The sequence below is a fragment of the Acinetobacter sp. YH16053 genome (genome assembly GCF_013417035.1).
GTDB classification, from domain to species: Bacteria; Pseudomonadota; Gammaproteobacteria; order Pseudomonadales; family Moraxellaceae; genus Acinetobacter; species Acinetobacter towneri.
The window spans coordinates 180,127-201,066 of record NZ_VPEP01000005.1 but is presented as its reverse complement, the minus strand read 5'-3'; the positions used below and the strand labels follow the sequence as shown (position 1 = coordinate 201,066).

Below are 20,940 nucleotides of genomic sequence, written 5' to 3'. Positions count from 1 at the left end.
CATGGCACAGTCCAAACTTTCTTTTTTAGATCGTAATCTGACCTTATGGATTTTTATTGCCATGGGGCTAGGTGTTGCGATTGGCGTGGTATTTCCTGCAGTATCGGCAAGCTTAGATCAAATGAGTGTGGGAACAGTCAACCTTCCTATTGCGATTGGTTTGATTTTGATGATGTATCCACCATTGGCAAAAGTCGATTACGCAGCTTTGCCAGAAGTGTTTAAAGACCGCCGAACCTTGTTGTTGTCTTTGGTACAAAACTGGTTGATTGCTCCGTGTTTGATGTTCGCTTTGGCGATTATTTTCTTGCAAAACTATCCTGAATATATGACAGGTTTGATTTTAATTGGTCTGGCACGCTGTATCGCGATGGTCTTGGTCTGGAACAACTTGGCGTGTGGTGATAACCAATACGTGGCAGCGTTAGTCGCGTTTAACAGTATTTTCCAGATTGTATTCTTTAGTACTTATGCCTGGCTGTTTCTGAGTTTCTTGCCGCCGTATTTTGGCGTGGCAGGACAAGTGATTGATGTTGGTTTTTGGACAATCACCCAAGCTGTTTTAATCTATTTGGGTATTCCTTTTTTGATGGGCTTTTTAACACGCTTGATTTTAGTGAAAAGCAAAGGCTTAGATTGGTATCAAACGTCTTTTTTACCCAAAATTAGCCCATTTAGTCTGTTGGCATTGCTATTTACCATTGTGGCGATGTTCGCACTAAAAGGCGCAGAAGTACTGAGCTTGCCGATGGATGTTTTACGCATTTCCATTCCATTGATTATTTACTTCGTTACCATGTTCTTTATTAGCTTCTTTATGAGCAAATGGATGGGCAATGATTATCCACGGACGACCGCCATTTCCTTTACCGCAGCAGGGAATAATTTTGAATTAGCACTTGCTGTTGCCATTGCAACGTTTGGCTTGGCTTCTCCCGTTGCATTTACCACGATTATTGGCCCTTTGGTTGAAGTGCCTGTGTTGATTGCTTTGGTGAGTGTGTCTTTATGGCTGCGTAAAAAGTTTTATCAAAATGAGTCGATTGTCAGTTCAAAGTAATTTTCTTCATTTTGAGGTTTAAGATAAAAACATGGGCATGCGTTGCCCATTTTAGTTTTAAGAGTATGCAGCATGGTATTACCCAATATTGATTTAGATTTATTGCCTACACCAAGTTTTGAACAGGTGCAGGCAAAGCCGTTGAACCATCCGCCACGTATTTTATTGATGTACGGTTCAAACCGTGAGCGTTCTTATAGTCGTTTGGCGGTACAAGAAGCAGGCAGAATTTTGGAGCACTTTGGTGCTGAGGTAAAAATTTTCCATCCTAAAGGTTTGCCTTTACCAGAAGATGGCGATGCTTCACATCCCAAAGTCCAAGAGTTACATGAATTGCTGGCGTGGGCAGAAGGCATGGTTTGGTGTAGCCCAGAACGTCATGGTTCGATGAGCTCAATTTTTAAAGCACAAATTGACTGGATTCCACTTGCCGCGGGTGCAATTCGTGCCACACAAGGTAAAACGCTTGCTTTAATGCAGGTGTGTGGCGGGTCGCAGTCATTTAACAGTGTCAATCAATTACGTATTTTAGGACGTTGGATGCGGATGATCACCATCCCCAATCAGTCTTCTATTCCTAAAGCCTTTTTAGAGTTTGAGGAAGATGGCCGCATGAAAGCGTCTAGCTATTACGACCGTATTGTCGATGTGATGGAAGAGTTATATAAATTTACTTTGCTGACTCGCGGGCAAGCAGCATATTTGGTAGATCGTTATTCTGAACGTGTGGAAACTGCCGAGCAGCTATCGAAGCGTGTTAATCAGAAGTGTTTATAATCCAATTTTAGATACGTAAATACTGCATTACAAAAGGCTTAGAGAGCGATTATTCGGCTTCAAGTCGCTTTAAAATCTGACAATCATCAATGGTTGTTTGCGTGGTGCAGGCTTGTCTAAGTTGCTGAAGTTGTAGCTGAAAATGCTGCAACTCGGCAATTTTATCTTCTACATGCCTTAAATGTTCATCAATCAATTCATTCACAGCGCAGCAGTTTTGTTTCGGCTGTTTTTCTAATTCAATTAAGGCTTCAATTTCTTTTAAGTTCATATCTAAAGCACGGCAACGCTTAATAAAAATCAAACGCTTGAGTGCCTCATCGTTGTAATAGCGATAATTATTTTCGGCACGAAAGCTTGGGGTGAGTAAGTGTTTCTTTTCATAAAAACGAATTGTATCTGTGCTGACTCCAACTTTTTTAGCTAATTCATGAATTAAATATTGTGCCATACTTGACCTTGGACTAAGTCTATAGTTTTAAATGAGCATAATCGAAACAGTTTCATTTTGAAAGAAGGTGTGTCTATGGCATGTACGTGTAGTCATGAACCTGCGCCAATCAAACCGAATAGTAAATATAGAACCGCGTTATGGATTGCATTGGTGATCAATCTCAGCATGTTTTTTATCGAGTTGATAGGTGGTGCCTATGCCCATTCATCATCCCTATGGGCAGATTCACTGGATTTCTTTGGAGATGCTGTCAATTACGGGATTTCACTTGCGGTGTTAAGTGCAAGTTTGTATTGGCGTGCTACTGTGGCTTTGGTCAAAGGCATCACGATGGCCTTGTTTGGTGTGGTGGTGATGGGCAAGGTTATCTATGCCTATATACAGGGTATTCCACCTGAAGCCATAACCATGGGTATTATTGGGATCATCGCCTTATTAGCCAATGTGGTTACTGCATTGATTTTATATGCATTTCGAGATGGTGATTCGAATATGAAATCGGTGTGGTTATGTAGCCGTAATGATGCGATTGGTAATTTCGCAGTTATTTTGGCGGCAGTGGGTGTATTTGGTACGGGTAGTTTGATTCCAGATCTTGTGGTAGCCGTGATTATGGCGAGTTTGGGCTTAACAGCGGGGTATCATGTGATTCAGCAAGCTTTGGCTGAACGAAGAATGAATGTACCAGAATAAAGAATAAACGTAAAAAGCACTCCATCTGATTTGAGTGATTTAGATGGAGTGCTTTTAATTTTTTGTAGTCGCAATAATTTTAAAATTTGAAGTAAAAATAACGATAAGTTATTCCAAATTGCTATTTACAAAAAATAATATATAACTAAAATTAAAAATAAATTGATGTATTTAAAAATAATTTACACGATGAATAATATTTAATTTTTTTTAAATTGAGGGTTAAATGAAACTAATTAAATTATTTTCTATAGCAAGCCTGATTGCTTTGGCTGGCTGTAGTTCTAAAGTAGTGACTTATGATACTGCAGGGCAAGTGATTGGTTCATGTGTCGCTACACAGGGCTTTATTTTGGGGGCTAAAGCTGTGTGTTATGGTGGTGCCAACATACAAGGCATTAACTATTCTAAAGTAGATGAGCGCACGGGTTTATTGCCAACCATACCAAATAATTCGCAGATTTCACTGCAACAAGACTAATTTTTTAGAGGGGTAATACAATGAAAATTTCTAGTTTAATCGCATTAACAGCGGCTATTCTGATGACAGGTTGTGCTTCAAAAGTGACAACTTATGATTCGAGTGGTCGTATGATTGGTTCATGTCAGGCAGAGCGTGGGTTTGTAATTGGTGGTGGTGCACACTGTGAAGGACGTGCTAACCAAGAAGGTCGCAGTGTACGTTAATTGATGCTAATGACAAAAAACCGAGCTATTTAGCTCGGTTTTTTTAGATTCAACAGCTTTTATTTTTCAACGAAAGCACGTTCAATCACGTAATCGCCCAATTCACCCATACGTGGTGATTCTTTTAAACCATGTTGGTCAAGTAATGCTGCAACATCTTTTAAGAATGCAGGGCTACCACATAACATGGCACGGTCAGTTTCAGGGTTAAAACGTGGTAAACCAATTTTTTCAAAGATTTCACCTGATTCAATTGCCGTGGTCACACGTCCTTGGTTTGGATATTCTTCACGTGTAACGGTTGGGTAATATACCAGTTTTTCACGAATACCAAGTTCTTGGAAAAACTCGTGATTTGGTAATTCATTTAGAATTAAATCTTGATAAGCCAATTCAGAAATGAAACGTGTACCGTGAACCACAATCACTTTTTCAAAGCGTTCATAAGTTTCAGGGTCGCGGATGGTTGCCAAAAATGGAGCTAGACCTGTACCTGAAGAAAGTAAGTATAGGTTTTTACCAGGATTTAAATCATCCAGTACCAAAGTGCCTGTAGGTTTTTTAGAAACCAGCAATTCATCGCCCACTTTTACTTTTTGTAAAATAGACGTTAAAGGGCCATCAGGTACTTTAATTGAGAAGAATTCTAGCTCTTCTTCATAGTTAGCACTGGCAATCGAGTAAGCGCGCATTAAAGGCTTGCCATTTACTTCCAGACCAATCATCACAAATTGACCGTTTTTAAAACGTAGTGCGGTATCGCGAGTCGTTTTAAAACTGAATAAAGTGTCATTCCAGTGGTGTACGTGAGTAATCTTTTCGACGTTGAAAGCAGCCATTAAAGGTCTCAATAAATTATCAAATTAGAACAGCTTGCTATTCTAATCTAAAATCATTCTCTATAAACTGAATATATTTAATTGAGCTTATCAGAAAAAGTGATGAAGACTGATCTAAAAATGCCAATAATCGGATTTATGCACTCTCCCTACCGAGAAAAATTTGGTATTCCTCGTCAACCGAATCTGGTACAAGTCGAATCGTATATTGAAATGCAGGCGCCTTATAACGATGTGTTGGCATTTGAAGGGATCGAAGCGTTTAGTCACTTATGGTTAATCTGGCAATTTCACGACAATAAAAACCAAACCGATGCTCATCCAACCGTACAGAAACAGCAAAACCCCTGTTTTCGTGCACAAGTGCGTCCGCCACGTTTGGGTGGTAATCAAAAAATAGGTGTGTTTGCGACGCGCAGCATGTATCGACCTGCACCCATTGGTTTGTCTGTGGTGCAATTTAAACAGGTCAAAAAAGTGGGTAAGTCACTGCGAGTTTATGTGACAGGAGCAGATTTGTTGCATGGCACGCCTATTTTGGATATTAAACCTTATATTCAATATTCAGATGCTGTGCCTGATGCACAAAGTGGTTACGCGCAAGATGAACCCATAAGAAAAACAGTGCTATGGATGGACACAGCCGAAGCGCAAAAAAATCAGTTGCTCGAATCTGGCGTATTACAGCCACAAATTGTGCAGGAATTGGAACAGGTCTTGTCTTTAGATCCACGACCTGCATATCAGGATGATGCTGAACGAATTTACACCATGAATTTTGCAGATTTTGATGTCAGTTTCCGTGTTGATCAGCACGCAGTACATATCCTAAAAATTGTTTTAATCGCTGTCGATTAAACCAGCATATATAAAATAGCCACCAACGCCAGCATGTGCAGAATTTGGGCAGGGGCGAAATACAGTGCAAAGCGCAAACCACCAATGAGCGCGGCATTGACGCATTTGGCAATCGCATGTGCCACCACACCTAAAATTAAGGCATACAAAAGTACCTGCTGGCTCGGTGGACCTTGCATCACCACGGTTGCAATTGCGGCATGAACCTCAAATAACGAGGCGAGCAGGGTACCAATGATTAAACCTGCATCCCCAAGGGTTTGTTCCAAGCCGTATACCATCGCTTGAATTGCGGTCAATGTCGCCACAATAATTGCGGCTTCTTTAAGGCTAAACATACGGGTATCGGTTTCTGGCTTTGCCGTTGCCGTACTTTTATGTTTTTTGAGCAACCAGACACCCGCTACAACCAAAATCGCGATTCCGACCAAACTTGGAATAATTAATAACTTAAACCAAATCAGATTGACACCCGCCACAATAATCAACATTTGCGCTAAAGTCGCCACGCAAGACATCAGCGCTGCACCTGCGTTGGCACGTGCTTCACCACGACCTGCGCGTACTTCCATGCCTAAACTGGCAATGGTTGCTGTGCTTGATACAAAACCTGAAGCAATCGCAGACAACATGAGGGCATTGCTGCTTGAGAGTAAGCGCTTAGCGATATGCGCTAAAGCCTGCACACTTAAAATTAAAATCAATAATTTTAAAATCACATAAGGATTAAGTACATTGCCCCATAGTGCGGTATTGGGTGTCAGCGGCAAGGCAATTAACACCAAAGCCAGTAAGAACAAGCCATCACGTAGTTCAGCTTCGGTAATCCACTGACTGACAATGCCATGCATGGTGTGCTTGGTCATGAGTAAACCTGTCAAAATAACCGATAAACCTGCTGCCAATGGAATATTCCATAAACACAATGCACCAATAAAATAGGTCATCACGAAGGCAAGTTCGGTGGTAGCGCCGGGGTCATCTTCCGTTTGATTTTTGAGGGAATATAAGCCAATTCCCCCAACAATCAACGCACCCACAATGGCAATGCTCGTGCCCAATAAGAAGCAAATGGCACCTAATAATGCGCAAATTCCAAAGGTACGTACGCCTGCAAAACGGTGATGTTGTCCATTTTTTTTACTGCGTTCACGCTCTAATCCAATCAGTAAGCCACAGCCAAGTGCTGCTGCAAACATGGTGAGCAGTTCGGGAAAATTGGTTGTAACCAAAGATGGAGGAGTCAGAAAATCCACAGCAACATTCCAAATACAAGGTGTTATTTTAAACATCATATATTTGAATTGTGTTTATCGCCATTTATGAATCTATTTTCACTCTAAAATTATGGCTTAATCGAACCATACAAGATTACTGTATTAAAGAAGTCATTCAGCCCTGAAAGCAAACTCTGCTATAGTAAACCCAGATTTTGGGGCATATAACAATGAATTTTAATTTTGAAATAGACAGTACTTGGTGCTTAGAACAATTAGTCAAAGATGGTAAAATTACCGAACGTGATCAGGCTTTGGTACAAACCACGCATCGTCAACGTGATCAATTAAAATGGCATCCGTTACAATGGATTGCCAACTTTAATTTGGTCGATCAAAGTCATCCCCAAACCACTTTAACTTTAAACCGTTTATGCCAATGGCTGGCTGATAAATCAGGCTTGCCATTCTATATTATTGATCCGTTAAAAGCCGATGTTGCTGCTTTAACAGCTGTGATGTCGCAGGAATTTGCACTGCGTAACCGTATTTTAGCGGTGGAAGTGACTGCAGATGCGGTGTTAATTGCGACAGATCAACCTTATAAAAAAGAATGGGTTGCCAACTTAGAACATAGTTTATTGCCCAAAAAAATTCAGCGAGTTTTACTCAGCCCAGATCAATTACAGCGTTATTTGATCGAATATTACCAAGTGAGTCGCGCAGTACACTCATCACAAAAATCTTCTGCACATGACCGTGAAAATAAAGGGGTCGAGGCTTTATTGCAATTGGGCGATACCCAAAACCCAGATGCCAATGATCAACATATTGTGAAGTTGGTGGATTGGGTGCTGCAATTTGCCTTTGAACAAGGCGCAAGTGATATTCACCTCGAACCACGTAAAGACACAGGCAAAGTACGTTTTCGTATTGATGGCGTGTTGCACACCATCTATAACATGCCTGCCAATACGCTTACCGCAGTCATCTCACGGATTAAAATTTTAGGGCGTATGAATGTAGCCGAAAAACGTAAACCGCAAGATGGACGTTTAAAAACCCGAACTCCAAAAGGACAAGAAACTGAACTGCGTTTATCGACCTTACCAACGGCGTTTGGCGAAAAACTGGTGATGCGTATTTTTGACCCAGAAGTATTGGTACGCAGTTTTCAGCAATTGGGTTTTGATAGTCGTTTGTTGAATGAATGGCATGCCCTGACTGCACATAGTCACGGCATTATTTTGGTTACAGGCCCTACAGGTTCGGGTAAAACCACCACGCTGTATTCATCGCTAAAGCAATTGGCTACCGATGAAGTCAATGTCTGCACCATTGAAGACCCGATTGAAATGTTAGAACCGAGTTTTAACCAAATGCAGGTGAATACTGCAATTGATTTAGGTTTTGCCGATGGTGTGCGTGCCTTAATGCGTCAAGACCCTGACATTATTATGGTCGGAGAAATTCGAGATCAGGATACCGCAAATATGGCGATTCAAGCGGCACTGACGGGGCATTTAGTTTTATCGACACTGCATACTAATGATGCGCCGTCAAGTTTGACTCGTTTGCATGATTTGGGCGTGCAGCCATTTTTGACTGCTGCCACAATTTTAGGCGTTTTGGCACAGCGTTTGGTGCGTAAGCTATGTCCGCATTGTAAGCAGGAAGGCTCAATAAATGAAAAAGACTGGGAACATTTGACCTTTGACTACATTATGGAAATGCCTGCACAAGTGTTTAAACCTGTCGGATGCGATGAATGTCGTCAAACGGGCTATAAAGGTCGGGTCGGAATTTATGAGTTTATGCCTTTAAGTTTAGACACCAAACAGCTCATCAGTGCCAATGCCAATTTAAATGAATTACGTCAGCAAGCTAAAAAAGAGGGCATTGAACCGTTGCGTATTGCAGGCGCACGCAAAGTTTTAGAAGGCATGACCACTTTAGAGGAAGTGTTGCGAGTCGTGCCATTAAATTAGCAGATTCAAACTTTTTACGATGAATTTTAAAAAATGGAAATCTTAAGATTCAGCTCATCTTGCTTTGTTTTAATCACCATAACGAAATGAGCAACACAAAAAGGTGAAGCAATGAAATTTACAATGAAAGCAATGTTGATGGCAGGTTTAATGGCAATGGCTTCAATCACCATGGCAAACGACAGCATTAACACCCAAGCACTACATCAAAATGTAACTGTAAAACAAGCTTTAAGCCTGAAAGATGACAGCAAAGTGCAGTTAAAAGGTTATGTGGTGAAATCTATTGGTGATGAAAAATATCAGTTCCGTGATAACACAGGCACTATTACGGTCGATATTGATGATGACTTATGGAATGGCAAAGCCGTTTCTGCCAAAACGCCTGTTACCTTAATTGGTGAAGTGGATATTGATCACAAGCCTGCAAAACGTATTGAAATAGATGTCGATCAGGTTCATTTCTAACATTCAATGCGTGCGCATGATTTACTTCAAGCAGCATTCATCACTGAAAAACCACATACCTCACAGGAGGGATGTGGTTTTATAATTCTTAGATTCTTAATTGAAGTACATCAAAAATAACAGAGGATGGCATGCGACTACTCTTGGCTGAAGATGATGTATCACAAGCAGAAAGTATTAAAACCTGGCTGGAAATGGATGGTTATAATGTCGATTGGGTCGAGCGTGGCGATCACGCCATTTTAGCCATTCAGCAGCATCATTATGATTGTGTGTTGTTAGACCGTGGGTTGCCTAAAAATAGCGGTGATGAAATTCTGCACGCTTTACGACAGCAGCAACAGGACACACCTGTTATTTTTATTACTGCGCGCGATAGTATTCAAGATCGGGTACAGGGACTTGATTTAGGTGCCAATGATTATTTGGTCAAACCGTTTAGCCTTGAAGAACTCTCGGCGCGGGTACGCAGTCAGTTACGCAATGCGCAAAGTCATCCGACACAGCAGCTTGAATTTGCCAACTTGGTTTTAGACACGCAAAGCAAACAAGTGAAAGTAGATGATCAACAGGTCAATTTAACGGCCAAGGAATTCCAGATTTTACATAAACTGATGCAAAACCCGCAGCATGTGGTGACTCGTGAACAGCTCGAAGAGTCTTTATATGCATGGGGCGATGAAATTGAAAGTAATGCGATTGAAGTATTTATTTATCAATTACGCAAAAAAATTGGCAGTAGCCGCATTAAAACCATACGAGGTTTAGGCTATCGTATGCAGCAAGATAACTAATTCAGTTTGATCTCCGCATGTCTAAACAGGTCATTTCTTTACAATCCAAACTGGTTAAAAGCTCCGTTTTAAGCTCGGTCTTGGCGGGTGGACTCGCCCTGATTTTATTATTGGCGGTTGCCAGTTACCAAACCATGCAAGTCCATGACGAGATTATGGATGAAATAGCCGATATGTTGCTGCGAGCAGACTTGCGTGACCATGCAGGCAATCAGGTCGATGAGTTGAGTGAGCAATTTCATATTGCCTATCAATTGGGATTAGATGATCTGATTTTGACCACCTCTGAAGATGAACATGACATTTCTCAGCTTCACTTGCCTCAGCTTGCCGTGGCATCTGAGCATGGTTTTTCATTTCACTGGCAAGATGGGCAAATTTGGCGCAGCTATGTGGCAGAGGAAGATGGCTTGCATGTGATTGTCGTGCAGCCGCTTAAATATCGCTTTAAGGAAATTGCTGCAACCAGTTTGGGCTATGCCGCTATTTTATTGCTGTTGTGGTTGCTGCAATGGGCCATTGTACATTTTATGATTGGTCGTCAATTTAAGCGGATTCAGCAACTCTCCCAACAAATTGCAGAAAAAAATCAACATGATTTGACGCCAATTATCCCCACACAACCTGAATTGAAAGAACTGCAACCGATGCTGCAGCAATTGAATAAATTGTTGGGGCGGGTAGAGCAATCTTTAATTGCAGAACAGCGATTTACTGCAGATGCTTCGCATGAATTACGTTCTCCTTTATCTGCTATTCAATTGCGTTTGCAGGTGCTAAAACGTAAATACCAACAACAACCTGAGTTGGCACAAGATTTAGAGCAAATTCAGCGTGATGTCAGTCGTGGTACACAAGTATTGGAAAATTTGCTGTTATTGGCACGTTTAGACCCGACAGATGCGGCATCGTTAAATAAAAGTGCGGTATCTATAGCAGACTTGGTGCAGGAAGTTTTACAAAGTCTGACGCCGTTTATTCAGGAAAAAGCCATTCAGATTCAGTCAGATATTCAACCGATACAAGTGCAAGGCAATCCTGAATTGCTATTTAGCTGCCTGCGCAACTTGATTGACAACGCAGTGCGTTATGCAGCACCTCAAGGACGTATTTGGATTGAAGCGAAACCGCATGAATTGATGCAGGAAATTTGCATCGCCGACAATGGTCATGCAGTGACTGATGACGTTTTGGCACGTTTGGGCGAACGCTTTTACCGTGCTTTAGGCAGTAAAACTCAAGGTTCTGGTTTAGGACTGTCGATTTGTAAGAAAATTATAGAGTTGCATGCAGGAAAAATTGAATTTTCACGTGCTGAACAAGGTGGTTTAAAAGTGCGTATTTTGTTGCCTAAAGCCCAGTTGTAAATATGATTGGTTTTAGGAAGCAAGTTAAAATTAAACAAGTCAGAACTTAAAAGCAGTATGCGCTGATTCATACTGCTGTTTCCACGTTTATTATTGTGTTGATTATTTTAATTATTTTGTGAGAATAAGACGATTGTTACGGGTTAAGCGTAAACGATATTCTTCGCCTGCATGCAAAATACGAATTTCGCGTCCTAGCGCAAACAAGTTATTTGAATGTAACATAGGTAGGGCATGCTGAGTGTCTGAATGACGTGAAAATAAATTAAATGGGGCGTTCATTTTGAGTTACTCCGTGGTGTGTAAGAATTGTTTTAAATGATAATCATTATCATATAAGCCTGTCAACGGATTATTTTTGATTTTATAAAAGTCTACAATTTGCAGTTAAACGTACATTGCAGAAAAGGAAACGGGTTCATGTCCAAGCCAAATATTCATGTGGCAATTGCGCTGTTATTTCATCAAAACAAAGTGTTAGTGGGTTGGCGCGAAGCCAAACAACATCAGGGCAATAAACACGAGTTTCCTGGTGGAAAAGTGGAAGCAGGCGAAACTCCTGTAGATGCCTGCCGCCGTGAGGTGTTTGAAGAAGTTGGTATTGGCATACAGCATTGGCATGCCTTTGATATTATTTGCCATGAATATGATGATGTGATTGTCAATCTGCATATTTTTCAGGCTGCTGTACCTGCGGCTTCATTAAAAGATATTCAAGTGCCTTGGACATGGTTTAGCCGTCCGCAACTTTTAGAGCTGAATTTTCCGCAAGCCAATCGTGCAATTGTGCAACGACTAGTGTGGCAACAGGCAATTAAAGTCAGTGAAGATTTAAAACATTTAGCAAATTTGCCTAAGCAAAAACTGCTGTATTGGCGGGTTGAACCCAATGCTGCATGCAAGGTCGAATTGTCAGAATATTGCATTGAGCAACTGGGGCAAGTGATTGTCAATTTGGAATTGTGGAAGCAATTAAATACGATTCAGCAACACGCCATTGCAGCAATTCATTTAAAACAATCGCAACTGATGCAATTACAAAAGGGCGATTTAAAAGTTGGGCAGCGTTATATTGCAGCGTGTCATGATATTGTTTCGGCACAACATGCACAGCAAATTGGTTGTGAAGCAATTTTACTCAGTCCTGTTTTAGTAACCACCACGCATCATGATGCCACACCTTTAGGATGGGAAAAATTCCAGCAGATCGCTGAATTTGTCGATATTCCTGTTTTTGCTTTGGGTGGCTTAACTCAAGATGATTTAACTACCGCAGAGCAGCATCATGCCTATGGCATTGCAGGTGTACGTTTTATTTGATTTTTTCTAGTTTGCGCAAATAAAAAAATCGCTGATGTAATCACACTCAGCGATTTTTAGTTTATTAAATTATCGTCCTTACAAATCTTTCAAAGCTTGTTGGGCTTCCGCAAGGCTTTTGGCATTATTTTGTTGCTGTGCTGCTTTTTGAATGACTAGCCATAATTGACGTTTCATAGCATCGCTTTGTGCATAGCTTAAACCACGACGTGCCAAGGCTTCTGCATTAGCGGGTTGCTTCTTTTGGTTGGCAATTAAAGCCAAATATAAATAGGTTTCAGCCGCTTGCGGGGCAAGTCGCTGCGCTTGCAAAGCTGCTGTTTCGGCCTGATTGAATTGACCTTGTTTATAAGCGGTCTGGGTTTGCTGCATCAACTTTTGAAAAGCAGGCAAACTACGACCATCCTCTAATTTTTGTTGCACGGTTTGTTGTGGCACCACCACTTGCAACGATTGACGCTTAATTTCTTCACGTTCATAAGGACGAATCACCACACCTTCTGGTGTCGTCACAGTTTTAGGTTTTTCAGGCACAGGCTGAGGAGCAGGCGGTTCAGGTAAACTCTGGCAAGCTACAATCGTTGCCATCGCACCCATAGCGAATGTGGTGAAAAAAACTTGTCTTAAACGTGATAATTTCATAAGCGTAACTGACCGATATCCTCAAGTTTAATTGATATAACTGCCACTTGAGATGACACGACCATCGGTATTGTCATCTGTTACGGGTTCAGTTTCACGGATATAATTTTCGATACTGTCACTGGTTTCAGGAGCTGTTTGCTGAGTTTCAGTATCGGGTTGGTAAACGGGTTCAACTTGATAGTGTGAAAAACCACATGCGGTTGCCTGACGCGGTACATTATTACGATTCACTGGAATATACATCGCACCTTCACAGCCTTGTGCAGATAAATGCCCAGAACTGCGGTCAATCCAATGCCATTGAACTTGTTCGGTCTGACGTAAGTTGACAGGTTTTTGACGCAATTGCTGCATCACATTACTCCAGACAGGCAAAGCACCAGACGAGCCTGTTAAGCCTGTGACTTTGTTATCATCCAAACCAAGCCATACAACGGCTAAATAATTGCCTGAATAGCCCGCAAACCATGAGTCACGGGTATCATTGGTTGTGCCTGATTTACCCGCCAATTTTAAATCTGTCGATAAGCTATTATATGCCGCACGACCTGTACCAGAACTCATGACTTGCTGTAAACCATAATTCAAAATATAAGCGGCAGAAGGATCAATGGTTTGTTGCACAGTTAAACCATAACGATCCAGTAAACGTCCATTGGCATCGACTACGGTGCGAATCGCTTTGGTCGGATATTTAAAACCACCTGTGGCAAAGTTACCGTAAATGTCCATCACTTGCATTGGTGATAAATCTACCGCACCCAAGAAAATAGATGGATATTGCGGAACCGCATCACTTGGTACACCAAATTTAATGAGGTGATTACGGAAGGTAGATAATCCAAACTCCTGTCCCAAACGAACTGCAGATAGGTTATAAGACTGAGATAGGGCTTGTGACATAGACACAATCCCATGATCGCTGCCGCTATAATTACGTGGTGTCCAAGATTTACCATCAATTGGGATGCTGATTTGGCTGTCTTCTACAGGACTTGCCCAGTTATATCGACCAGACTCAATCGCACTTAAATAAATAATTGGTTTGAGCAGTGAGCCAACTTGACGTTTGGCATCCAAGGCACGGTTAAAACCCGTAAAATCTTGCGTAGAACCTACCGCTGCCACTAACTCGCCATTTTCAGGATGAGAAATTAGCACCGCGCCTTGTAATTCTTTTAAACGCTTTGGATTGGCTTTGCTTAAACGCTCAACCGATGCTTTAAAAGCATTTTGTACGTTGGTTTGTGCAATCGGATCAAGCGTCGTGAAGATACGCAAACCCTGATTGGTCAAATCTCCTTCTTGATATTCAGTACGTAATTGACGGCGGACAATATCTAAAAAGTCAGGGAAACGGGCAGGGCCAATGGTCGGTTTTGTAATGACATTTAAGGGACGCGCAGTTTCTTTTTCATATTGTTCTTGGTTTAAATAACCCATCACCAACATATTGTTTAGTACAATGTCACGACGTTTTTTGGCAGCTTCAGGGTTGCGCCAAGGATTATATAATGATGGACCTTGTACCAAACCGACCAAAAAGGCTTGTTGTGAAATGTTTAGCTCACGCAACGGCATACCAAAATAAAACTGTGAAGCTAGACCATAACCATTAATAGAATAGTTACCGTTTTGACCTAAATTCACCTCATTTAAATAGGCTTCTAAGATTTCATCTTTGCTGTAATGTAGTTCAATCAGCATGGCCATGAGTGCTTCATTGGCCTTACGTTTTAAGGTGCGTTCTGGGCTTAAATAAAAGTTTTTCACCAATTGCTGCGTAAGGGTAGAACCACCCTGACGTTTGCCACCAGTGACGTTACTGACAATAGCACGCGCAGTACCACGAATTGAAACGCCGTGGTGTTGATAGAAATTACGATCTTCAGTGGCAATAAGGGCTTCAATCAGCGGTTTAGGTACTTTATTCAGTTTAATCAGCACACGATCTTCATTGTGCTGTGGATAAATTCCGCCAATCAACATCGGTTCTAAACGTGCAATACCTGTATTAGATGGTTTGGTGGCGCTCACTTCACTAATTTGATTGTTGGCAAAACTGACTTTTAAAACCTGTTCAGGTTCGACACTGTCTCCAAAGTCAAAACCACGGGTATGCACAAATAAAGTATTACCATCGCTGACATAACTGCCTGATTTAGCGTAATTATCTGTATTTTTATAGCCAAGTAGTTTTAGTTCTTGAGTAAAGTCGGTCTGGCTGACAGGTGCATTGTTATACACTTCTAATGGGCGTGCAAAAACCTTGGCTGGAATATCCCAACGCTGTCCTTCAAATTTGTCTCTGACAATATTATCCAGACGAATCAAGTAGATACTAAATGCAATAAATCCACCAATAACGATGATGCAAAATAGTAATGCAATTATGCCTATGCCACGCTCAGACTTCATAAATCGCGATAAGATCCTGATAAATTTTGCTAATCATGCGAAGCTTTTACTGAATTTGCAATAATTAATCTGTGACTGAAGGGAAAATATCGTCATAAAATTGAGCAGAAATGTAGTTTTAAAGTTTTTTTAAATCAACTAGGTTAGTGCTATGATAGGCGTCGAATCGTAGCGGAGCGATATCGCAGGTGCAAATTTCACATAAGAACTTTCGGAACATTGGACTGATTGGCCGTCCAGACAAATATTCTGTCGTAGAAACATTATGTCTGATTCACGACCATATTTTAGGATTGGGTTTGCATCCCGTTTTTGATTCAGAAACTGCTCAACTTGTACCTTATAACAACACCCAAACAGTCAGCCGTGCTTTATTAGGTGAAGTGGTCGATTTGGTGATTGTAGTTGGTGGTGATGGTTCATTGCTGCACGCAGCGCGCGCTTTGGTTAAATACAATACCCCTGTAATTGGTGTGAACCGCGGGCGTTTAGGCTTTTTAACCGATATTAAACCGACAGAAGTAATCTTTAAACTCGATCAGGTTTTGCAAGGACATTTCCAGTCAGACCGTCGTTTTTTACTGGAAATGGAAGTGCGCTCTAAAGGCGAAATCATTTATGAAGCGATTGCCTTAAATGATGTGGTGCTACATTCGGGTAAGTCGGTTCACATGATTGACTTTGAACTGAATATTGATGGGCAATATGTCTATCGTCAGCACAGTGATGGTTTAATCGTTTCAACCCCAACAGGTTCAACGGCTTATGCCTTGTCAGGCGGTGGCCCAATTGTGCATCCGAGCATGGATGCAATTGCATTGGTGCCTATGCATCCTCATACCTTGTCTTCACGCCCAATTGTGGTGGGTGGACACAGCGAAATTAAAATCAATATTCGTGAAAACCGTGTATTGCCAATGGTCAGTGCCGATGGTCAACATAGTGTTTCATTAAATGTCGGAGATAGTTTGCATATACGCAAACATCCTTATAAATTAAATTTATTACATCCACCAGGTTATGACTTCTATATGGCTTGTCGTACTAAGTTAGGGTGGAATCAAGATTTTGAATCAATGCAACAGCAGGATGAATGATGAATATTGAACAAATGCTTGCCGTACTCGATCCTGAAATTGTTGGACGTTTAAAAACGGCAATTGAAATTGGCAAGTGGCCAAACGGTGTTGCGCTGACCCAAGAGCAACGTCAAATTTGTATGCAAGCAGTGTATGCGTGGGAAATGAAAAACCTGCCTGAAACTGAGCGTAGTGGCTATATTGACCGTGGCACTAAAGAAGAAGGCGAGCAGTGTGATGACGATCATCACAAGCATGAAGAATTTAAACCGATTCGTTTTGTTTAAATGATGCAAAACTGCTTTCATGAAAATTGAAAGATGAAAAAGACACCTGAGATGGGTGTCTTTTTTTGTATCTTCAATGACGTTTTAGTTGTGACGATTTTGCCAAAGCTGCTGTGCATTTTGCATTGCTGCCGCATAATCATCACAAACGCCCATGGTATATAAAGCGATACCTATGGTTTCAGTAATGGCGACTTCACCATACTCATGAGTTTGCTGACCTAGCCAGACGGCTTTAAATACTGCCAAATCCAATTCTTCTTCTACAGGGCTACGGTTATCGGTCAGTTTAGGCAGTTCGTGTTCATATAAAGCGCCATTTTTGATGCCACAAATTAATGTCTTGGCATCAGGGTTGCGCTCAAATTCACCGCCTTCGCCTTTAATTACTGCACTGTTTTGATAACCCAACTGAAATGCGGCTTGTTGATGCGAGCTGCGATAGGCAGGGTGAAAAATCGCCTGCATGGTGGCTTTGGCATTAAAAGGGTTGATTAAACGGGCAAGGGTATGAATGGGTGAACGTAAACCCATCACATTGCGTAAATTAATCAACTCACTCAAAATCGGTGAAATAACATCCAATGGTAAGTAAGCAAAATTACGCTGTGCCAATTGCTGTTCAACGTCTAGGTCATTTTGGCAAATTGGATAATCTAAATATTGCAGTGCTTGTTCGGTATATAAACGGTTGATGGTATGCCCAGAAGCACCATGCATCACCACTTTATAGTTATGTTTTGCTAAAGTCAGCGCTGCCAATAAAAACCACGGATAATGTCTGCGTTTACCTGCATAAGATGACCAGTCTAAATCGACCTGAAGCGGTTTAAATTGCAGTTGATCACGGGTGGCTTGCACAAAACCTGCCAACTCCTCTACAGATTCTTCCTTCACACGCAGCAGCATTAAAAAAGCGCCTAATTGAACGTCCAAGACTTCATTGCGCAAAATCATAGAAAAAGCTTGATAGGCCTCGTCATAGGTCAGTGAACGTGCGCCTGTTTTGCCTTTGCCAATAATTCGAATAAATTGTGCGAATGGATGTTCTGCATCTTTATAAATATTTCTTTTATTGGGGTTTGTATTTGGCATAAGCGAGTTCACACACATCTTTAGTTAGTATACTAGTGTATAAACTTCGGCAACAGTTTGCAGCACTATTCACAGCTTCAGCTTGTACGAGCTGCCACAAGTTTCATTGCATATCTGAAATGACGATTAAAGTTTGACTGTAAAGTAAGACAATCTGTAGGGATAACACATGACAGCCTGTATAAAAATGCATAGCATGGATACTATTGAAAACAACAATTGAAAAATAAAGGATTGGATATGCTGGCTTATGATGCTGATTTAGAATTATTTAGAGATAACTTTCGACGTTTTATGCAGGAGCATATTGCACCGCATTATGCTGCGTGGGAACGTGAGGGCATCATGCCGCGCAGCGTGTGGAATCTGTTAGGTGAAAATGGCTTTTTATGTATTGATGTGCCTGAAGAATATGGCGGCTATGGTGTTCCAACGCATTATTCCCTAATGTTGGTCGAAGAGTCGGCACGTGCAGGTTATAGCGCACTCTCTACAGGTATTTCCTGTCACTCTGAAATTGCTGCGCCGTACATTTTGCATATTGGTACAGAAGAACAAAAACAATACTGGCTACCTAAAATGGTGTCGGGTGAAGTAGTTGGTGCAATTGGCATGACCGAGCCAGGTGCGGGTTCAGACTTACAAGCCATGCGTACTAATGCCATTTTGCAAGAAGATCATTATGTACTGAATGGCTCTAAAACCTTTATTTCCAATGGTCAGCATGCAGACTTGGTGGTTTTGGCAGTAAAAACTGATCCGCAAGCACGTGCCAAAGGCGTGTCGCTCATGTTGGTCGATACTCACTTGGAAGGCTTTAAAAAAGGCACCAATTTGGAAAAAATTGGTTTGCATTCACAAGATACGTCAGAGCTATTCTTCGACAATGTCAAAGTGCCGAAAAACCAACTGTTGGGACAGGCAGGGCATGGTTTTGCCTATTTAATGCAAGAATTGCCACGTGAACGTACCGCGATTGCAGCCACAGCATTGGGTGCTATTCGTGGTTCAATTGATGTGACCACACAATATGTGCAAGAGCGTCAGGCGTTTGGACAAGCCATTGGTCAGTTCCAGAATACCCGTTTTGTTTTGGCACAGGCTAAAATTGATGAATTGGCAACCGCTGCTTTTTATAATCAAAACGTCGAATTGTATATGCAGGGCAAACTGGACGTCGAAACTGCAGCCGCTTTAAAAAGCTTTGCGACAGATATGCAAATGAAAATTGCCGATCAATTGCTGCAACTGTTTGGCGGTTATGGCTATATGACGGAATACCCGATTTCTCGTTTCTTTGTCGATGCGCGAATCCAGCGAATTTACGGTGGAACCAATGAAATTATGAAAGAAATTGTCGCGCGTGGTTTATTGGGGCGTTAAAACAATGCCTAAAAGTCCAATTGAATAAAGATCAAGGATCATCTCCAGAGTCAGCCCAGTGCTGGCTCTTTTTTTATGAATTTGATCAGACTTAAAAGCAATGAGCTGATTGATAATTACACTTAAAAATAAAATTACACCGCTTAGAATTAGAGATGCAAAAAAGAAAAGCATAGTTGCCCAGTTTTAAGCGGTACGTTGTGCAAAGTTGCGGCTTAAGTGTATAGATTGGTGATGCTTTGATCAACTGTATGTTTTTAAATCTGAAACACTGAAAGTTGTATTGCGCAACATTTGAAAGCTAACTATTGTTATACTATTTGCAAAATGTTTATGAAGGGCGACATAACAATGATCCAAGACGATCAGAACACAACGACTTCTCTTGATCTCGCTAAAATCCGTGAAGATATTGACTCTGTAGATCAACAGATTCAGCAGCTGATTAACCGTCGAGCACGACTTGCTGAAGCGGTGGCGAAAGCAAAATTTGCAGCAGAAGAGAGCCCGTTGTTTTACCGTCCTGAACGTGAAGCGCAAGTTTTACGTAATGTTATGGAACGCAACGAAGGGCCGTTGTCTGATGTGACCATGGCACGTTTATTCCGTGAAATTATGTCGGCATGTTTGGCACTTGAAGCGCCACAAAGTATTGCGTTTTTAGGGCCAATTGGTACTTATACGCATTCCGCAGTACTTAAACATTTTGGTCAAGATGCGATTGTGCGTCCTTTGCCTACTATTGATGAAGTTTTCCGTGAAGTGGAAGCAGGCAGTGCACACTATGGTTTAGTACCTGTCGAAAACTCATCTGAAGGTGTGGTGAACCATACTTTAGATTGCTTTAAATCATCGCCATTAAATGTGATTGGTGAAGTAGAATTGCGTATTCATCACCAATTCCTTGTGTCAGAAAACACTCGTAAAGACAGCATTAAACAAATTTATGCGCATCAGCAAACTTTGGCACAATGCCGTAAATGGTTAGATGTACATTATCCGGGTGTAGAACGTGTGGCACTCAGCTCCAATGCAGAAGCAGCGCGCCGTATTCGTAATGAATGGCATTCTGCTGCAATTGCTTCTGAAATTGCGGCCAATATTTACGAACTCGAAATTTTACATAGCAATATTGAAGATAACCCAGAAAATACCACACGTTTCTTGGTGATTGGTCGTGAGAAAGTTCCACCAAGTGGCAATGATAAAACTTCATTGTTGGTGTCTGCACATGACCGCGCAGGGGCATTGCTTGAGATTCTTGCACCATTTGCGAAGCACAATATTAGCTTGACCAGTATTGAAACACGTCCTGCCTTGCCTGAAAAATGGGCCTATGTATTCTTCATTGACCTAGAAGGGCATGTCGAGCAAGACAATGTCCGTGCAGCGATTGAAGAAATCCGTCCATTGGTGAAAGAAATTCGTGTCTTGGGTTCTTATCCTGCTGCCGTGTTGTAATCGTATTTAATTCAGTGATGTGCATGTTTGTCATGCGCGCCACATTCACC

At 41.4% G+C, this 20,940-nt stretch carries 22 protein-coding genes; 15 read left to right on the top strand and 7 right to left on the bottom strand.

What is annotated here, in order from left to right:
- The first annotated feature begins 1 nt into the window (after nucleotide 1).
- Together arsB and arsH are read left to right on the top strand one after the other, a co-directional pair.
- Nucleotides 2-1,060: an ACR3 family arsenite efflux transporter gene (gene arsB / locus FTV43_RS06785; RefSeq protein ID WP_179995167.1), complete on the top strand. Its 1,059-nt coding sequence runs from the start codon at nucleotides 2-4 to the stop codon at nucleotides 1,058-1,060.
- A gap of 72 nt (nucleotides 1,061-1,132) precedes the next feature.
- Nucleotides 1,133-1,837: an arsenical resistance protein ArsH gene (gene arsH, locus FTV43_RS06780; RefSeq protein ID WP_004972939.1), complete on the top strand. Its 705-nt coding sequence runs from the start codon at nucleotides 1,133-1,135 to the stop codon at nucleotides 1,835-1,837.
- Nucleotides 1,838-1,886: 49 nt separating this feature from the next.
- Here arsH and cadR read toward each other — a convergent pair whose 3' ends face one another.
- Nucleotides 1,887-2,288, bottom strand: a complete 402-nt coding sequence (cadR, locus tag FTV43_RS06775) for a Cd(II)/Pb(II)-responsive transcriptional regulator (RefSeq protein WP_004972941.1) — start codon at nucleotides 2,286-2,288, stop codon at nucleotides 1,887-1,889.
- Nucleotides 2,289-2,363: 75 nt separating this feature from the next.
- Here cadR and FTV43_RS06770 point away from each other — a divergent pair, with 75 nt between their 5' ends.
- From FTV43_RS06770 to FTV43_RS06760, 3 genes are all read left to right on the top strand, one after another.
- Nucleotides 2,364-2,984 (top strand): cation transporter, encoded by a 621-nt coding sequence (locus FTV43_RS06770; protein WP_004972944.1) that lies wholly within the window; start codon nucleotides 2,364-2,366, stop codon nucleotides 2,982-2,984.
- A gap of 226 nt (nucleotides 2,985-3,210) precedes the next feature.
- Nucleotides 3,211-3,465, top strand: a complete 255-nt coding sequence (locus FTV43_RS06765) for a hypothetical protein (RefSeq protein WP_004972946.1) — start codon at nucleotides 3,211-3,213, stop codon at nucleotides 3,463-3,465.
- 20 nt (nucleotides 3,466-3,485) lie between these two features.
- Nucleotides 3,486-3,671, top strand: coding sequence for a hypothetical protein (locus FTV43_RS06760; protein WP_004972947.1), 186 nt, complete (start codon nucleotides 3,486-3,488; stop codon nucleotides 3,669-3,671).
- A 59-nt stretch (nucleotides 3,672-3,730) separates the two neighbouring features.
- On the opposite strand, the gene FTV43_RS06755 is transcribed toward FTV43_RS06760, so the two are convergent.
- On the bottom strand, nucleotides 3,731-4,510 hold the full coding sequence (locus tag FTV43_RS06755) for a ferredoxin--NADP reductase (protein ID WP_004972950.1): 780 nt from the start codon (nucleotides 4,508-4,510) through the stop codon (nucleotides 3,731-3,733).
- A 120-nt stretch (nucleotides 4,511-4,630) separates the two neighbouring features.
- Between FTV43_RS06755 and tsaA the strand changes: the two genes are divergently transcribed.
- A complete protein-coding gene (gene tsaA / locus FTV43_RS06750) occupies nucleotides 4,631-5,368 on the top strand; it encodes a tRNA (N6-threonylcarbamoyladenosine(37)-N6)-methyltransferase TrmO (RefSeq protein ID WP_218950784.1) in 738 nt (245 codons plus the stop codon).
- Here the strand turns inward: tsaA and FTV43_RS06745 are convergent.
- Complete coding sequence (locus tag FTV43_RS06745; RefSeq protein ID WP_179995177.1) at nucleotides 5,365-6,567, bottom strand: DUF4010 domain-containing protein; 1,203 nt, start codon at nucleotides 6,565-6,567, stop codon at nucleotides 5,365-5,367. The two genes, tsaA and FTV43_RS06745, sit on opposite strands and share 4 nt — an antisense overlap.
- A 248-nt stretch (nucleotides 6,568-6,815) precedes the next feature.
- Here FTV43_RS06745 and FTV43_RS06740 point away from each other — a divergent pair, with 248 nt between their 5' ends.
- The 4 genes from FTV43_RS06740 (at nucleotide 6,816) to FTV43_RS06725 (ending at nucleotide 11,202) form a co-directional block, all read left to right on the top strand.
- On the top strand, nucleotides 6,816-8,573 hold the full coding sequence (locus tag FTV43_RS06740) for a GspE/PulE family protein (protein ID WP_004972956.1): 1,758 nt from the start codon (nucleotides 6,816-6,818) through the stop codon (nucleotides 8,571-8,573).
- 111 nt (nucleotides 8,574-8,684) lie between these two features.
- The gene (locus FTV43_RS06735; RefSeq protein WP_154320586.1) at nucleotides 8,685-9,041 is read left to right on the top strand and encodes a NirD/YgiW/YdeI family stress tolerance protein; all 357 of its coding nucleotides are present in this window, start codon (nucleotides 8,685-8,687) and stop codon (nucleotides 9,039-9,041) included.
- Between the two features lie 131 nt (nucleotides 9,042-9,172).
- Nucleotides 9,173-9,835 carry a response regulator transcription factor gene (locus tag FTV43_RS06730; protein WP_096901847.1) on the top strand — a complete coding sequence of 221 codons (663 nt, stop codon included), beginning with the start codon at nucleotides 9,173-9,175 and terminating at the stop codon, nucleotides 9,833-9,835.
- Nucleotides 9,836-9,852: 17 nt separating this feature from the next.
- Entirely contained in the window at nucleotides 9,853-11,202 is a 1,350-nt protein-coding gene (locus FTV43_RS06725; protein WP_179995165.1) for a HAMP domain-containing sensor histidine kinase, read from the top strand.
- 111 nt (nucleotides 11,203-11,313) lie between these two features.
- On the opposite strand, the gene hemP is transcribed toward FTV43_RS06725, so the two are convergent.
- Nucleotides 11,314-11,484, bottom strand: coding sequence for a hemin uptake protein HemP (hemP, locus tag FTV43_RS06720; RefSeq protein ID WP_004972965.1), 171 nt, complete (start codon nucleotides 11,482-11,484; stop codon nucleotides 11,314-11,316).
- Nucleotides 11,485-11,622: 138 nt separating this feature from the next.
- On the opposite strand from hemP, the gene FTV43_RS06715 reads away from it, so the two are divergent.
- The gene (locus tag FTV43_RS06715) at nucleotides 11,623-12,522 is read left to right on the top strand and encodes a thiamine phosphate synthase (RefSeq protein WP_179995164.1); all 900 of its coding nucleotides are present in this window, start codon (nucleotides 11,623-11,625) and stop codon (nucleotides 12,520-12,522) included.
- Nucleotides 12,523-12,600: 78 nt separating this feature from the next.
- On the opposite strand, the gene FTV43_RS06710 is transcribed toward FTV43_RS06715, so the two are convergent.
- Nucleotides 12,601-13,164 (bottom strand): tetratricopeptide repeat protein, encoded by a 564-nt coding sequence (locus FTV43_RS06710; protein ID WP_225543317.1) that lies wholly within the window; start codon nucleotides 13,162-13,164, stop codon nucleotides 12,601-12,603.
- A gap of 27 nt (nucleotides 13,165-13,191) precedes the next feature.
- Nucleotides 13,192-15,585: a penicillin-binding protein 1B gene (gene mrcB, locus FTV43_RS06705; RefSeq protein ID WP_179995163.1), complete on the bottom strand. Its 2,394-nt coding sequence runs from the start codon at nucleotides 15,583-15,585 to the stop codon at nucleotides 13,192-13,194.
- A 179-nt stretch (nucleotides 15,586-15,764) separates the two neighbouring features.
- On the opposite strand from mrcB, the gene FTV43_RS06700 reads away from it, so the two are divergent.
- Nucleotides 15,765-16,682, top strand: coding sequence for an NAD(+) kinase (locus FTV43_RS06700; protein WP_208012375.1), 918 nt, complete (start codon nucleotides 15,765-15,767; stop codon nucleotides 16,680-16,682).
- Complete coding sequence (locus FTV43_RS06695; RefSeq protein ID WP_004972971.1) at nucleotides 16,682-16,951, top strand: YeaC family protein; 270 nt, start codon at nucleotides 16,682-16,684, stop codon at nucleotides 16,949-16,951. The genes FTV43_RS06700 and FTV43_RS06695 overlap by 1 nt, the downstream gene beginning before the upstream one ends.
- Before the next feature lie 84 nt (nucleotides 16,952-17,035).
- Here the strand turns inward: FTV43_RS06695 and FTV43_RS06690 are convergent, their stop codons facing one another.
- Entirely contained in the window at nucleotides 17,036-18,046 is a 1,011-nt protein-coding gene (locus FTV43_RS06690) for a glycosyl transferase family protein (RefSeq protein ID WP_179995162.1), read from the bottom strand.
- A 240-nt stretch (nucleotides 18,047-18,286) separates the two neighbouring features.
- Here FTV43_RS06690 and FTV43_RS06685 point away from each other — a divergent pair, with 240 nt between their 5' ends.
- The gene (locus FTV43_RS06685; protein ID WP_131261776.1) at nucleotides 18,287-19,429 is read left to right on the top strand and encodes an acyl-CoA dehydrogenase family protein; all 1,143 of its coding nucleotides are present in this window, start codon (nucleotides 18,287-18,289) and stop codon (nucleotides 19,427-19,429) included.
- A 351-nt stretch (nucleotides 19,430-19,780) separates the two neighbouring features.
- Nucleotides 19,781-20,890, top strand: coding sequence for a prephenate dehydratase (pheA, locus tag FTV43_RS06680; protein ID WP_004972976.1), 1,110 nt, complete (start codon nucleotides 19,781-19,783; stop codon nucleotides 20,888-20,890).
- Nucleotides 20,891-20,940: the final 50 nt, after the last annotated feature.